General features: G+C 63.6%; 13 protein-coding genes. 5 read left to right on the top strand and 8 right to left on the bottom strand.

Features of this window, described 5'->3' with window-relative positions; all coding sequences use genetic code 11:
* Nucleotides 1-233: 233 nt before the first annotated feature.
* The 4 genes from IDM46_RS00150 to IDM46_RS00135 all read right to left on the bottom strand — a co-directional run bounded on the left by IDM46_RS00150 (nt 234) and on the right by IDM46_RS00135 (nt 4,061).
* Nucleotides 234-638 carry a hypothetical protein gene (locus IDM46_RS00150; protein ID WP_185116128.1) on the bottom strand — a complete coding sequence of 135 codons (405 nt, stop codon included), beginning with the start codon at nt 636-638 and terminating at the stop codon, nt 234-236.
* Nucleotides 639-2,031: 1,393 nt separating this feature from the next.
* Nucleotides 2,032-2,373 (bottom strand): transcription initiation protein, encoded by a 342-nt coding sequence (locus IDM46_RS00145; protein ID WP_185116129.1) that lies wholly within the window; start codon nt 2,371-2,373, stop codon nt 2,032-2,034.
* A 100-nt stretch (nt 2,374-2,473) separates the two neighbouring features.
* Nucleotides 2,474-2,845: a hypothetical protein gene (locus IDM46_RS00140; RefSeq protein WP_185116130.1), complete on the bottom strand. Its 372-nt coding sequence runs from the start codon at nt 2,843-2,845 to the stop codon at nt 2,474-2,476.
* Between the two features lie 913 nt (nt 2,846-3,758).
* The gene (locus IDM46_RS00135; RefSeq protein WP_185116131.1) at nt 3,759-4,061 is read right to left on the bottom strand and encodes a hypothetical protein; all 303 of its coding nucleotides are present in this window, start codon (nt 4,059-4,061) and stop codon (nt 3,759-3,761) included.
* A gap of 505 nt (nt 4,062-4,566) precedes the next feature.
* Here IDM46_RS00135 and IDM46_RS00130 point away from each other — a divergent pair.
* Entirely contained in the window at nt 4,567-4,968 is a 402-nt protein-coding gene (locus IDM46_RS00130) for a hypothetical protein (protein ID WP_191073338.1), read from the top strand.
* A gap of 628 nt (nt 4,969-5,596) precedes the next feature.
* Here the strand turns inward: IDM46_RS00130 and IDM46_RS00125 are convergent.
* The 3 genes from IDM46_RS00125 to IDM46_RS00115 form a co-directional block, all read right to left on the bottom strand.
* Entirely contained in the window at nt 5,597-5,812 is a 216-nt protein-coding gene (locus IDM46_RS00125; RefSeq protein WP_223877983.1) for a hypothetical protein, read from the bottom strand.
* A 179-nt stretch (nt 5,813-5,991) separates the two neighbouring features.
* Nucleotides 5,992-6,300 (bottom strand): hypothetical protein, encoded by a 309-nt coding sequence (locus tag IDM46_RS00120; RefSeq protein WP_185116134.1) that lies wholly within the window; start codon nt 6,298-6,300, stop codon nt 5,992-5,994.
* Between the two features lie 901 nt (nt 6,301-7,201).
* Entirely contained in the window at nt 7,202-7,642 is a 441-nt protein-coding gene (locus tag IDM46_RS00115; protein ID WP_185116135.1) for a DUF695 domain-containing protein, read from the bottom strand.
* A gap of 181 nt (nt 7,643-7,823) precedes the next feature.
* Here IDM46_RS00115 and IDM46_RS00110 point away from each other — a divergent pair, with 181 nt between their 5' ends.
* Nucleotides 7,824-8,777: an IS30 family transposase gene (locus IDM46_RS00110; protein ID WP_185116154.1), complete on the top strand. Its 954-nt coding sequence runs from the start codon at nt 7,824-7,826 to the stop codon at nt 8,775-8,777.
* Nucleotides 8,778-9,281: 504 nt separating this feature from the next.
* Nucleotides 9,282-10,307 carry an integron integrase gene (locus IDM46_RS00105; RefSeq protein ID WP_185116070.1) on the top strand — a complete coding sequence of 342 codons (1,026 nt, stop codon included), beginning with the start codon at nt 9,282-9,284 and terminating at the stop codon, nt 10,305-10,307.
* Nucleotides 10,308-10,311: 4 nt separating this feature from the next.
* Here IDM46_RS00105 and IDM46_RS00100 read toward each other — a convergent pair whose 3' ends face one another.
* A complete protein-coding gene (locus IDM46_RS00100) occupies nt 10,312-10,788 on the bottom strand; it encodes an Lrp/AsnC family transcriptional regulator (protein ID WP_182823982.1) in 477 nt (158 codons plus the stop codon).
* Between the two features lie 314 nt (nt 10,789-11,102).
* Between IDM46_RS00100 and phhA the strand changes: the two genes are divergently transcribed.
* Nucleotides 11,103-11,999, top strand: a complete 897-nt coding sequence (gene phhA / locus IDM46_RS00095; RefSeq protein ID WP_185116069.1) for a phenylalanine 4-monooxygenase — start codon at nt 11,103-11,105, stop codon at nt 11,997-11,999.
* A gap of 125 nt (nt 12,000-12,124) precedes the next feature.
* A complete protein-coding gene (locus IDM46_RS00090; RefSeq protein ID WP_185116068.1) occupies nt 12,125-14,257 on the top strand; it encodes a TonB-dependent receptor in 2,133 nt (710 codons plus the stop codon).
* Nucleotides 14,258-14,390 lie beyond the last annotated feature (133 nt).

Below are 14,390 nucleotides of genomic sequence, written 5' to 3'. Positions count from 1 at the left end.
GCTGCGCGATAAGACGATGACCAGCGAAGCGACCCTCCAACTCTGGTGCGAACTATCCGAAGAGCAACCCGCGGCACACGGCGGCGCTTGCCCAGTGACGCCTAACACCTAAGTTAAGCCGACCCGCGCAGTGAAGTGGACCAGGTGGCAAGCTTTACTTGCCGCCTGGGCCGCGTAACGAAGCGGGTTCGGCTTGAACGCATTGTTAGGCCTCTTGACTTAGTTGCTTGCGATCAGAACGTCGTGTACTCGCCAGTTGGGAAGTCGTAAATCAATACCTCCCCATTTGAGCTGACTTTGTACCTGTCGCGAACGGGCGACGTTTCTGGGTCCCCGCCGCACTTCTCATTGTGGATTTCCCGAGCGGCGAACTCCCAAAATGCCGCCGTTGAACCCGCAGGAATGTCGCTCTCTGAGTCGAAGCTTAGGCACTCAAGATCCGAGACCAGCTGCTCTTCAAGGGCAGCTTTGAGCAACGTAAATGCTCGACTCTCGGAGATCTCTACGAGCGCATTAGAGTTGACCGCTGCCATGTCCATGGAAGAGGGGACCTGTTGCGACTGGGCTTTAGATGCCGGTGAGCACCCCGCCAGGAGAAGAGCAAAGCAGAGGGATGGCGCGGACTTGATCAGTGACACTTGCGACTCCTGTTGGTGTGAGGCCTAACACCAGAGTTAAGCCGCGCTGCAGCGGGGCGTGAAGCACATGGCAAGCTGTATCTGCCATGTGGTTTGCGCCCCGATGTGGCGTCGGCTTGAACGACTCGTTAGGCCGCCGCTGCCTGGCACTTGCGCCCGACCTGCCGTAGCCCAACCCCTGAGCCGAACAGTACAGCAACTTGGCGAAGCTTGGCCGCGCCTGCCGGAGCGAAGCCGCGGCCTACAAGTCGCGCGGCCGAAAGCCCGCACCGCCAACCACAACGAAGCCGACTCAGGATGATCGTACTTGTGCCGAAGCTGCGCCTATCCGAAGCCGAGCTGCACCACGAGTGCCTGCCGATGCCCGCAACGCGTGTGCCAGCTGCCCAATGTGATGGATGCGCGGCATGTACCAGGCGACCCGAAGATGCTGCTACAACACTGCGGCGAACAAGGCCTAACGCCTGAATTAAGCCGCGCCGCGAAGCGGCGTCGGCTTGAATGACTTGTTGGACGCCGACTGTAGCCGAAGCCGGGCCGCTTGCCGCCTGCCACGTGGCGTCACGAAGAGGTCGCCACGGTCGCGCCTGGAACTGCACGCCGCTGCCTCCGAAGCCGGAAAACCGCGTGTGCGCGGCCAAGAAGTCCCACCGTGGGCTCTCCAAATGCGACTGCCTGGTCGAAGCGCGGACCCGATGGTGGCAACGCACAATCCGAAGCCCACAAAGGTCACGTCTGCAGCTCGCAACGCGCGTGCGAGCCGTGTCACCGAAGCTCTCTCACGCGCCCAAGACCTTGCGATCGTGCGCTTTGATATTGAGACGGAGCTTGCAGACCACGCTTGCCGCCGCCAACAACCTGCGAGCTCTTAGCGGCCAACACCAGAGTTAAGCCGCGCTGCAGCGGGGCGTGAAGCACATGGCAAGCTGTATCTGCCATGTGGTTTGCGCCCCGATGTGGCGTCGGCTTGAACGACTCGTTAGGCCGCCGCTGCCTGGCACTTGCGCCCGACCTGCCGCGCCCCAACCCCTGAGCCGAACATTACAGCAACCTGGCGACGTGTAGCTGTGCCTGCAAGGGCGAAGCTAAGGTCTACAACTCGCGCGGCCGAAAGCCCACACCGCCCATCACAACGAGGCCGACTCGGGATGATCGTACTTGCACCGAAGCTGCGCCCGTCCGAAGCCGGGCTGCACCACGAGTGCCCGCCGATGCCCTCACCGCGCGTGCGAATTGCTCAACGTGATGGATGAGCAGGATGCACCAGGCGACCCGAAGATGCTGCTACAACACTGCGGCGAACAAGGCCTAACGCCAGAATTAAGCCGCGCCGCGAAGCGGTGTCGGCTTGAATGAATTGTTAGGCCGCACCAGCACTATGCCTGTGCCGCTCTCAGGACTGCGGGTCATACCCGAAGACTCGCAATTCCTGGTCACAGCGACAGGCTTTAGCGATGCGCGCGGCCCACACGACAGCCTCGTCTCGCGAGGGCAGTTCTAGCACGGTGAAGCCCCCATTGAGCGCAGGCGCCCAAGGATAGCCACCCTCGGCAACGGCGCCTGTAGCCGAGACGAGCGTGGGTGAGACGCTCTCGTCGATGCCGCCACCGAAGACATAAACACCTGCGGCTTTCGCCTCTTCAATTACGGCATGCGAGTCGCGAACTACCGCCTCCCACTCGTCGTCAGGCACGACCATCGCGGCGCTGGGAAAGGAGATCAGGTACTTGGACATAGTGCTGATTCCGCTGAGCTGAAAGTCGCCGTGATGCGTGCGTGCGGCCTAACGCCTGAATTAAGCCGAGCCGCGAAGCGGCTTCGGCTTGAATGAATTGTTAGGCCTCATACAGACGACCCTCACCGCTCCAGCCATTACGATACCAAGCGCCTGTCGGTATGAAGCAGCGCCAGCCATGGCCGCTAATGATGAGCGCAAATTGTTCGGCGGCTTCCGGGGCAAGTCGCGCCTGATCCTCGGAGCATATAGGGAGCCAAAAGCGGTACTTGGCCAGATCTGAGTCATCCGTGAAGCAGGCCGTTACCTCTAGGTTGGACCCAACCGAACGAAAGTACGTGTCGTCAACGTAGTGCGAGCTTTCGCGCTCCTCGTATTGCTCAATACTGATGAGCGGGAACACGACGTGAGCGAAAGCCTGAAGGCTCAGGTCTGCTGGGGTCTCAACAAAGATATCTGAGAAAGTGGTCATGAGGCCTAACACCAGAGTTAAGCCGCGCTGCAGCGGGGCGTGAAGCACATGGCAAGCTGTATCTGCCATGTGGTTTGCGCCCCGATGTGGCGTCGGCTTGAACGACTCGTTAGGCCGCCGCTGCCTGGCACTTGCGCCCGACTTGCCGCGGCCCAACCCATGAGCCGAACATTACAGCAACCTGGTGATGTGTAGCTGTGCCTGCAAGAGCGAAGCCAAGACCTACAACTCGCGCGGCCGAAAGCCCACACCGCCAACCACAACGAGGCCGACCCGGGATGATCGTACTTGCGCCGAAGCTGCGCCCGTCCGAAGCCGAGCTGCACCACGAGTGCCCGCCGATGCCCACACCGCGCGTGCGAATTGCCCAATGTGATGGATGAGCGGGATGCACCAGGCGAGCCGAAGATGCTGCAACAACACTGCGGCGAACAAGGCCTAACACCAGAGTTAAGCCGTGCCGCGAAGCGGCATCGGCTTGAACGACTCGTTAGGCCGCCGTTCCCTGGCACCTGCGCCCGACGTGCGACAGCCCAACCCCTGAGGCGAACAGTACAACAAGCGCCGCGCCTGGCGCTGCCGAAACGCACCCTGCGCGCGGCCACGAACCCTCACCGCGCACTGCCCGAAGCCGACCCGGCAGGTCGAATCTTGCGGAGAGTCGCGCCTGTCCGAAGCCGAGGTGTTGCAGGGCTGACTGCCGATGCCTCCAACGCGCGTGCGAGGTGCAAACGCTGCAGATAGCGAGGCGCTACAGATTGCCTGGAACCCGGCAACAACAGTGCGGGAAACAAGGCCTAACACCTAAGTTAAGCCGCGCCGCAGCGTGGCGTGAAGCGCATGGCAAGCTGTATCTGCCATGTGATTTGCGCCACGATGCGGTGTCGGCTTGAACGCATTGTTAGGCAGCAGCTTAGTCACAGAGCTCTTCGAAGGCAGCGCCAATGTTGGACTCCCAGTCTTCGATGTAGAAGCTTCCGGACTCGCCGTCCTCTCGGGTCAGCTCTTGCATTCCGTAGGTCTTCATTGTGCCGTAAACAATGTCGCCCTCGTAGAGGTAAACGCCCGAGTAGTGCTCAGCGGCGATATACCAACCATCTGTTGTCTCAATAATTGCATTGCCAGCGCCGCATACGTCGCCCTTAACCACCTCTCCTTTGTCAGCAATCGCCGAGAACGGAACGGCACAAAGCGTGAGAAGTATCAACTTGCGCATAAGTTTCCCCTGCTGCCTAACACCAGAGTTAAGCCGTGCCGCGAAGCGGCATCGGCTTGAACGACTCGTTAGGCCGCCGATGCCTGGCACCTGAGCCCAACCCCTGGGCCGAACATTACCGCAACTTGGCAAGGCTTGGACGTGCGTGCGAGAGCGGAGCCGAGGTCTACAGCTCGCGCGGCCGAGGGCCCCGCACCGCCAACCACAACGAGGCCGACTCAGGATGATCGTACTTGCGCCGAAGCTGCGCCTGTCCGGTGCCGAGGTGCATCACGAATGTCTGGCGTTGCCTTCACCGCGTGTGCGAGGTGTCCTCTGCGACAGATGTGCGGGGTGCAGCAGGCGACTCGAAGATGCTGCTACGACAGTGCGGGAAACAAGGCCTAACGCCTAAGTTAAGCCGAGACGCGTAGTGGAGCGAAGTACATGGCAAGCTGTACCTGCCATGTGCTTTGCGTAACGAAGCGGCTTCGGCTTGAACGCATTGTTAGGCCCCATTGTACTGATGCCACAGTCGCCGCCTAACAGCGCGAGTGACCTTGACGTATGGCCTGACACCCGCAGTTGTCACAACGCGGACTTTGAAGAAACTAATGCGCAGCCAAGCAATGTAGCGATTCTTGTGGAAAAAGAACTTCTCTGGTTCATCGAGCAACAGGAAAAAGTCGTCTGGATAGAAAGCGTGGCCTTCTTTCCCATCGGTCAGCTCGATCGGCAGCTTGGAGCAGAGGCTCGCAACGCGCGCATCTCGGTATGGCTGAAGGAAAACGATGCCTTTAACGAATGGAAGCTCCCAGCAATGATTCGTCACGGTCGCTGGTCGAGGCCCAACGTTGGCGAAAGAGAGAACAAACACAGCTCTATCAAGGACATCGGGGTTGGAAGAAGGCAGCAATCCGAGTGTTAGCGCTGCTTTAAGGTTGATCCGTCGGTCACGAACGGACAGCCAAAGCGCCAAGCCGGTGATCAGAATTGTCCCAATAGCAGCAAGCCAGCTGGCGAAGCTGTTGACGCACTCCCATGTTGTGCAGGATTCAATGGCCATCGATGATCTGACGAATGGGGCCTAACACCAGAATTAAGCCGTGCCGCGAAGCGGCATCGGCTTGAATGACTCGTTAGGCCGCCGATGCCTGGCACTTGGCCCAACCCCTGAGCCGAACACTACAACAACTTGAAGAGCCTTGGCCGTGCCTGCGAGAGCGGAGCCGAGTCCAACAGTTCGCGCGGCCGAGAACCCGCACCGCCAACCACAACGAGGCCGACTCAGGATGATCGTACTTGCGCCGAAGCGGCGCCTGTCCGGAGCCGAGGTGCATCACGAATGTCTGCCGTTGCCCTCGCCGCGCGCGCGAGGTGCCCTCTGCGACAAATGTGCGGGATGCAACAGGCGACCCGAAGATGCTGCTACGACACTGCGGGGAACAAGGCCTAACACCTAAGTTAAGCCGACCCGCGCAGTGGAGCGGACCAGGTGGCAAGCTTTACCTGCCGCCTGGGCCGCGTAACGAAGCGGGTTCGGCTTGAACGCATTGTTAGGCCTCAACCCGGCACCAGAAGGCCACCGTGAATTTGCCCAACTCTATTGACTCCCAATCCTTGGACTCGTGGACCGGCATATCAAGTGTTACCGGCTTGAGGCCGACTGAGTCCGAGAAGCGGTCGAGAACGATATCGGCAACGTCACCGGCCAGTTGATGATGCGCCAGAAACAGATTGAAGCTGTCAGTTCTCTGCTCAGAGCTGACCATGATCTCACCGCGATCTAGCAGATCATCACCTTGGAACAGAGCTAGATCAACGCGCATAGGATCTCGACTTGAGGCCTAACGCCTAAGTTAAGCCGCGCCGCGGCGGGGCGTGAAGCACATGGCAAGCTGTACCTGCCATGTGGTTTGCGACCCGATGCGGTGTCGGCTTGAACGCATTGTTAGGCGCGCACTACACCGGCTGCCACCGCCTGGAGGCGCGTCAGACCAGCAAGCACTTTTGACAGATCGTCCACGAAGAGGGCTGGGTCTTGCATCGCAGCATCCGCCGCGACGGCGATGAGCTGGCCCAACTCCGCCACCGTTATTGATAACGCGTAGTCATGTCTCGCGTTGCTCGAAAAATCTTCCACACGTGTCTGGCGAACTTGCAGGAGCTTCTCACCCGCGTTCCAAGTGAACTTCGGCGAGGGGAACTGAATCTCATAGACGCCGTGGAATGCTGCGGACCCAGATCGTGCGATTTTCATCTCTCCCCCCCGGTTACCGTACTAGTGGACAAAGCGCCTAACACCCAAGTTAAGCCGAGACGCGTAGTGGAGAAAAGCACATGGCAAGCTCCATCTGCCATGTGCTTTGCGGAACGAAGCGGCTTCGGCTTGAACGCATTGTTAGGCGGCACCCGGTTTGCCGCCAGCGATGTGCCAGATTACGCCAACGCATACGCTGAGTAGACCGATACCGAACGCCACCGCGGCGGACCCCGGAGTTTGACCGGTCAAGTAGTAGACCCCAAGAGCTACGACGATACCCACGGCGGTCGGAATGACTATCCGACGCGCGAGCAGTAGGTCTAGCCAGCTCCCCGCCAGGTCAAACAGATCGATCGCCATATATCTCCCGAGTGCCGCCTAACGCTTGAATTAAGCCGCGCCGCGAAGCGGCGTCGGCTTGAATGAATTGTTAGGCCGCACCCCGGCCCTCGAAGAACGACGGCTGCACGGCCCCGGGCACATATCTCTGCCACCCGCGCGAACTGAGCACGCCAAATAGCTCATCTTGCGACAAACGATCCCAGCTGTGGATGCTTTGGTCAGTGAGTGAACTATCTGACGCGACGTAGCACACAAAGCAGCTGTCACCGTGCCACTCCACTCTCTCCAGGGGGCCGCAGAACCAGTCACCTGCGAGATTTATGGCAAGACCGACACTCGGCGGAAATGGCATCTCCAGCTCTCGGAAGAACAGGGCAGGAGCAGCCTCCTCGTTGGTTGAGAGAGAAACTTCTAGGAAAACGGCAACTTTGTAGTGAACTGTCATGTGCGGCCTAACACCTAAGTTAAGCCGCGCCGCGTAGTGGAGCGAACCACATGGCAAGCTGTACCTGCCATGTGGTTTGTGGAGCGAAGCGGGGTCGGCTTGAACGCATTGTTAGGCGCCAGCTGAGATCGACTCTAGTAGGTCGGCGAGCCCATTCCATTTTGGATCTTCACAGACCTCAATTGAGATTGGAAAGCTCTTGTAGTTGACCAGCGCACTCTGAAGTTGGGACTTAAATTTCTGGCGGTCGGATACGTAGTAGTGCCACTCCCGTGTGCCGTTGCCAGTGATGGAGGCCGCTTGTATGCCAACGCCTTGACGTTCAATCAAAGACTCCAAACTAGTCTCTGCTCCTTCCAATTCCTTGGTCATAGCGTCCGACGGCAAGCCATCTTCGTCCGGCTCAAACTCCAAGTAGATCACGGCCAAATCTGCATAAACATTTCTTATGTTCTCAGGTGGAAGGGACGCCCTCATGCGCATGACCAATGGAAGATCATCTTCATAGCCATTTGCAACAAGCCACTCATCACTGATTTCTAATGCCGTCATTTGAACTCTCCATGGCGCCTAACACCAGAATTAAGCCGTGCCGCGAAGCGGCATCGGCTTGAATGATTTGTTAGAGCCCAGAAATTGCCAGACTAAGTGCGACAAATCCAGCGCCCCGAAAAGGAGAGGTGAGCTGGCAGACTGGAAGGGACTCTTATCCGGCAAGAAAGGAGCCCCAACCGTGAAGTACTGCCAGCTCACCAGAGACGAACGATACCTGATCTCCAAGCTCCGCAAGACCAGGCACAGCGTGGCCGAGATTGCCCTGATCCTGGGCCGTCACCGAAGCACGATCTATCGCGAGATCAAGCGCAACCTGACGCCCTGTCCCAAGGGCGGACACTACTGCTACAGCAAAGCCCAGGAGCGTCGGAACGGTCGGCTCCGACGCAGCCGCCGCGGTCCGCACCACGCTCCGATGCAGTACGCCCGAGTCGAGGCGCTGCTGATGCAGCAATGGAGCCCCGAGCAGATTGCCGGCGTGCTTCGGCAGGGCGAGTTTGCGATCAGCTTCCAGTCGATCTACCGCCACGTGCGGCGTGACTGGCGTGCAGGCGGCACGCTGTATCTAGAGCTGCGCCGCCGCTATAAGCGGCGCAAGCGGCACTACGGCCTGGAGCGCCGCGGAAGGCTGCAAGGCAAGCGCATGATCGAGGAGCGGCCAGTCGAAATTGAGGCGCGGCTCGAGGTCGGCCACTGGGAAATCGACACGGTCATGGGGGCGTCCTGGGAGAAGTCCTGCATCGTGACCATGGTCGAACGTGCCACGGGCTACCTGATGATCGGCAAGCTACCCAACCGCACCACCAAGGCATTGAATCGCCGTGTCATCGAGATGATCAAAGCAGCGCCGCTGCCGTGTATCACGATCACCTCGGATAACGGCACCGAGTTCCATGGCTATGCGGAGATCGAGGCCGCGACCGGAACGACGTTCTACTTCGCGCGCCCTCACCACCCGTGGCAGCGTGGCACCAACGAGAACACCAACGGGCTGATCCGCCAGTACCTGCAGAAGGGCAAGAGCATGGCGAAGCTGACCCAGAAACAGTGCGATGCAATCGCTCACAAACTCAATACCAGACCGAGGAAGCGCTACGACTATGAAACGCCCGAACAGAGAATCCGCGCTTGATCAGGACTGTCGCACTTGGTGGTTGAATTCACCCCGCCGATGCGTGGCACCTGGCCCAACCCCTGAGCCGAACACTACAACAACTTGCCGAGCCTTGGCCGTGCTTGGGAGAGCGGAGCTGAAGCCTACGACTCGCGCGGCCGAGAACCCGCACCGCCAACCACAACGACGCCGAGTCAGGATGATCGTACTTGCGCCGAAGCTGCGACTTTCCGAAGCCGAGGCGCTTCACGAGTGCCCGCCGATGCCATCGCCGCGTGTACGAGGTGCCCACCGCGACAGATGCGCGAGGTGCGACAGGCGACCCGACAACGCTGCTACAACACTGCGGGAAACAAGGCCTAACACTTAGTAGATTCCAGAAACGGAGTGTAATCCGTTCCTGACGCCGGTTGTCTGACGCACTCGACCCGCTGCAACCCATCCCAGATCAATCGCTTGGCTGATTTTTCTGGGCAACGCCTGCGGTAATGATTCCGGGAAATACCGCAGAAATGGAGTGCTATGTCATATCACCGCACGGATGCGGCGGTACCCGGTGCTTCGGGTGATGACTCTCCATCCGAGACCCCGCCTCCCCGCCTGCTCGACCAGGTGCGCGCCCGCTGTCGTGCCAAGCACTACAGCATCCGCACCGAGCGGGCGTATGTGGGCTGGGCGCGGCGCTTCGTGCTGGCCAATGGGCGCCGCCATCCGCGGGAGTTGGGGGCTTTGGAGGTCGAGGGCTTTCTGTCGACCCTCGCGGTGCGGCATGACGTGGCGGCCAATACGCAGAACCAGGCGCTGTCGGCGCTGCTCTTCCTCTACAAGGAGGTGCTGGGCATCGACCTGCCGTGGATGGAGTCGGTAACGCGCGCGAAGCGTCCCAAGAAGCTGCCGGTGGTGTTGTCGCACGACGAGGTGCGGCGCCTGCTGGCGCTGGTGGATGGGCAGGTGGGCTTGATGGCGTCGCTGCTGTACGGGGCGGGCATGCGTTTGATGGAGGCGGTGCGGCTGCGGGTGAAGGACGTGGATTTCGACCGTCGCGAGATCTGCGTGCGCAACGGCAAGGGAGGCAAGGATCGTCGGGTGCCGTTGCCGCGCAAGCTGGAGGTGGCGCTGCACGAGCAGCTGGAAAAGGTGCGCGTGCTCCACGCCCGCGACCTGCAGGCGGGGTGCGGCGAGGTCTGGCTGCCGCATGCGCTGGGGCGCAAATATCCCAATGCGGCGCGGGAGTTCGGGTGGCAGTACGTGTTTCCGGCCACGCGACTGTCGGCGGATCCGCGCACCGGTGCGCTGCGCCGGCATCACATCGACGAGGCGGTGCTGCAGCGCGCGGTCAAGTCGGCGCGGGTGGCGGCGGGCATCGACAAGCCGGCGACCTGCCACACGCTGCGGCACTCGTTCGCCACGCACCTCATCGAGTCCGGGCAGGACATTCGCACGGTGCAGGAGTTGCTGGGACACAAGGATGTCGCGACGACGCAGATCTACACGCACGTGTTGGGCCGTGGCGCGGGCGGGGTGTTGAGTCCGCTGGATCGGTATTGACGGCCTACCCGCGCGGCAGCGGCAGCCCGCGAAACGCCTTGACCGTGCGCAGCACGAAGCTCGAGTTCACGTCGCCCACGCCGGGTTGGCCGAGCAGGCGGTCGAGGAGGAAGCGCGAGAAGTGTTCGAGGTCGCGCACGGCGATCTGCAGCAGGTAGTCCATGTCGCCGGTGAGGGCGTGGCACGCCACCACTTCGTCCCAGGCGTTGACGGCGCTGGCGAAGGCGGCGACCGAGGTGGCGTCGTGGCGCTTGAGGCGGATCCGCACGAAGGCGGCGAGGCCGAGGCCGAGGTGCTCGGGGTCGACGTGCGCGTGGTAGCCGGCGATCACGCCGTCGCGCTCCAGGCGCTGCACGCGGCGCAGGCAGGCGGAGGGCGAGAGGTGCACACGCTCGGCGAGCTCGGTATTGCTCAGGCGGCCGCGGGTCTGCAGTTCGGCGAGCAGCTGCAGGTCGATGCGGTCAAGGTCGACGGTGGGCATGGGTCGGTTCCGTTGGGCCGTGGACGACGGGCGGGAGGAACGGCCCGCTTCGGGCTCGGGCCTGCGCCGGCGAAGGGTGCCGTGGAGTTGGACGCCGAGCCGGCGAGCGCCGGTGTTCGAGCGTTCGCATTGCCACCGTATCTCTATTGTTGCGACAACATCGCTATGCGCGGTTGAATGTTGCACGGAATCGCGCTATTGGCGCAACAGACACATCCATGTTGCAGGATTTCGGCGTTAGAGTCTCCAGGTCGTGCTTTATCGCACCGTCTTTCGTGCCGGCCCTGCATCTGCCGCGCCGCCAGGAGTCCGCCATGTCCGCCCAGTCCCAGCCGCGCCGCGTCGAGAACCTGCACACCGACAAGGGCAAGGTGCCGGTGTACGCCACGGGCATCGTGGCGCAGCCATGGGACGAGTACTCCGCAGACGACCACGCCACCTGGGCGACGCTCTACGCGCGCCAGCGCGAGCTGCTGGTCGGCCGCGCCAGCAGCGAGTTCCTGCGTGCGCAGGATGCGATGGGCATGACCCCGGACCGCATTCCGCGCTACGCGCAGTTGAACGCGGTACTGGAGCAGGCCACCGGCTGGACGCTGATCGGGGTCGAGGGGCTGCTGCCGGAGCTGGATTTCTTCGAGCACCTCGCCAACCGGCGCTTCCCGGTGACGTGGTGGATCCGCCGGCCGGACCAGCTCGACTACATCGAGGAGCCGGACCTGTTCCACGATCTCTTCGGCCACGTGCCGTTGCTGATGAACCCGGTGTTCGCCGACTACATGGCGGCCTACGGGCGCGGCGGGGTGAAGGCGCATGCGATCGGGCCGGATGCGCTGCAGAACCTCACGCGGCTGTACTGGTACACGGTCGAGTTCGGGCTGATCCGCGAGGCCGAGGGGCTTCGCATCTACGGCAGCGGCATCGTGTCGTCCAGTGGGGAGTCGGTGCATGCGCTGGAGTCGGCGGCGCCCAATCGCATCGGCTTCGACCTGGAGCGGGTGATGCGCACGCGCTACCGCATCGACAGCTACCAGAAGACCTATTTCGTGATCGACAGCTTCGAGCAGCTGATGGACGCGACGCGACCGGACTTCACGCCGGTCTATGCGCGCCTGGCGACGCAGGAGGCGATTCCAGCCGGCACGGTGCTCGACACCGACACCGTGCTCCAGCGCGGCACCGGCGCGGGCTGGCCGACCGACGCCGACGCCTGAGGAACGCGTCGCCCGGCGATCTGCCGGGCGCGGCAGTACAGGGGCCCACGCCTGACGGAGCGTCCGTCCCGCAGTGTTCCGCCCCGCGACCCGCCCGGCACGGGCGCGCGGGCGACAATACGTGCATGACTCCTCCCCAGCTTTCCGCCCTCGCGCGAGCGCTCGCACTTGCACTCGTCGTCCCCGCCGTGGCCCACGCCGCGCCGCCCGCCAGCCCGCGGCAGCCTGAGGCTCCGGCCCCCACCACCCTCGACCGCGTCATCGTTGAAGACACCCGCCTGCGCACCGTGCCGGCTTTCGACACGCCCGCGTCCACCGCCACCGTGGATCTCTCCGGCGAGCGCTCCGACGCCAGCGCCGACGTCTCCGAGGTCCTGCGCGGCATCCCCGGCCTGCTCGCCCGCGACCGCCAGAACCTGGCGCAGGACACCCAGCTCTCCATCCGCGGCTTCGGTGCGCGCGCGACCTTCGGGGTGCGCGGGCTGCGGCTGTACGCCGACGGCATTCCGGCGTCGATGCCGGATGGCCAGGGCCAGCTGTCGCATTTCAGCCTCGCCGGCGCGGATCGCATTGAAGTCTTGCGTGGGCCGTTCTCGGCGCTGCACGGCAACTCGTCGGGCGGGGTGGTGTCGATCCACAGCGCCGACGGCCAGGCCGGTGATCCGTGGCGGCTGCGGGCCACGGTCGGCAGCGATGGCACCTGGACCGGCGCGGCGCGGCTGCTCGGCGGCAACGACATCGTCGGCTACAACTTCGCGGTCTCGCGCCTGGATACCGACGGCTGGCGCGATCATTCCGCGGCGCGGCGCGACGTGGCCAACCTGAAGCTTGGCTTCGACCTGGGTGAACGCCGCAAGCTGAGCCTGGTGCTCAACCACGTCGACATCCCCGAGGCGCAGGATCCACTCGGGCTCACCGCGGCGCAGATGCGCGCGGATCCGCGGCAGGCGGTGGCCAATGCGTACGTCTTCGACACGCGCAAGAGCGTGCGCCAGTCGCAGGCCGGCGCGGTGTACGAGCACGGCTTGGGCGATGCGCACGCGCTGCGCCTGTCGGCCTGGGGCGGCGACCGCGAAGTGACGCAGGTGCTGCCGATCCCGGCGGCGCCGCAGCGCAATCCGCTGCATTCGGGCGGAGTGATCGATCTCGACAACCGCTACGCCGGCTTCGATGCGCGCTGGTCGTGGAGCGGCAGCCTGGCGTCGCGGCCGCTGGAGCTTGCGGCGGGTGCGGGCGGCGAGCGCCAGCGGCAGCGGCGCCGCGGCTTCGAGAACTTCGTCGGCGACGCGCTCGGCGTGCGCGGCACGCTGCGTCGCGACGAGCGCAACGAGGTGGAGACCGACGACCTCTATGCGCAGGCGTGGTGGCAGGTCGCGCCGCGCTGGTCGCTGCTGCTCGGCGCGCGCCACAGCGAGGTCGGCTTCACCTCGAGCGACCGCTACGTCGCCGAAGGCAATCCCGACGACAGCGGGCGCGTCGACTATTCGGAAACCTCGCCGGTGGCCGGCGTCACCTTCGCGCCGTCGGAGCACCTGCGGCTGTACGCCTCGGTCGGCCGCGGCTTTGAAACGCCGACCTTCAACGAGCTGTCGTACCGCGCCGACGGTGGCGCCGGCCTGGCGTTCGGGCTGCGTCCGGCGGTCAGCGACAACCACGAGCTCGGCCTGAAGTGGCGCACGCCCACCGGCGGCCTGCTCGAGGCGGCGCTGTTCCGCGCCGACACCGATGACGAGATCGCGGTCGCGACCAACGTCGCCGGACGCAGCAGCTACCGCAACGCCGGCAGCGCGCGCCGCCAGGGCGTGGAGCTGGCGTGGCTGCAGCCGCTGGGCGACGCCTGGGACCTGCAGCTGGCGGCGACGCAGCTGGAAGCGGAATTCCGTGGCGGCGCGGCCGCCGGCGGTGGCACGGCCATGGCCGGCCGCATCCCCGGCGTACCCGAGCGCCACGCCCAGGCCCGCCTGCAATGGCAATCCGGCCCCTGGACCGCGGCCTTCGAGGCCGAAGCCATGGGTGACGTGATGGTCAACGACGCCGGCAGCGAGTCGGCCGCCGGCTACGGCCTGCTGCATGTCGAAGCCGCGCGGCGCTGGCCCACCGCGGCCGGCCCGGTGCGCGTGTTCGCCCGCGTCGACAACCTCCTCGACCGCGCCCACATCGGCTCGGTGATCGTCAACGAAGGCAACGGCCGCTTCTACGAACCCGGCGGCGGCCGCACCTGGCTCCTCGGCCTCGAATGGACCTTCGCCCGCCCCTGACCCCCGCGCAGCCCCTCCCAGCCCCGCTCTGCCCCCGTCACCCCCGCTCTCCTTCGCGCCTTCGCGCCTTCGCGAGAAAAATCCCCCTGCACGCCCCCCGCGCCCCCCACCCCTGCAACCCCCACCACGTTCG

The organism is Luteimonas sp. MC1825 (genome assembly GCF_014764385.1).
GTDB lineage: Bacteria > Pseudomonadota > Gammaproteobacteria > Xanthomonadales > Xanthomonadaceae > Luteimonas.
Note: the sequence above shows the minus strand (reverse complement) of the source record. Positions and strands in the feature narration are given on the sequence as shown.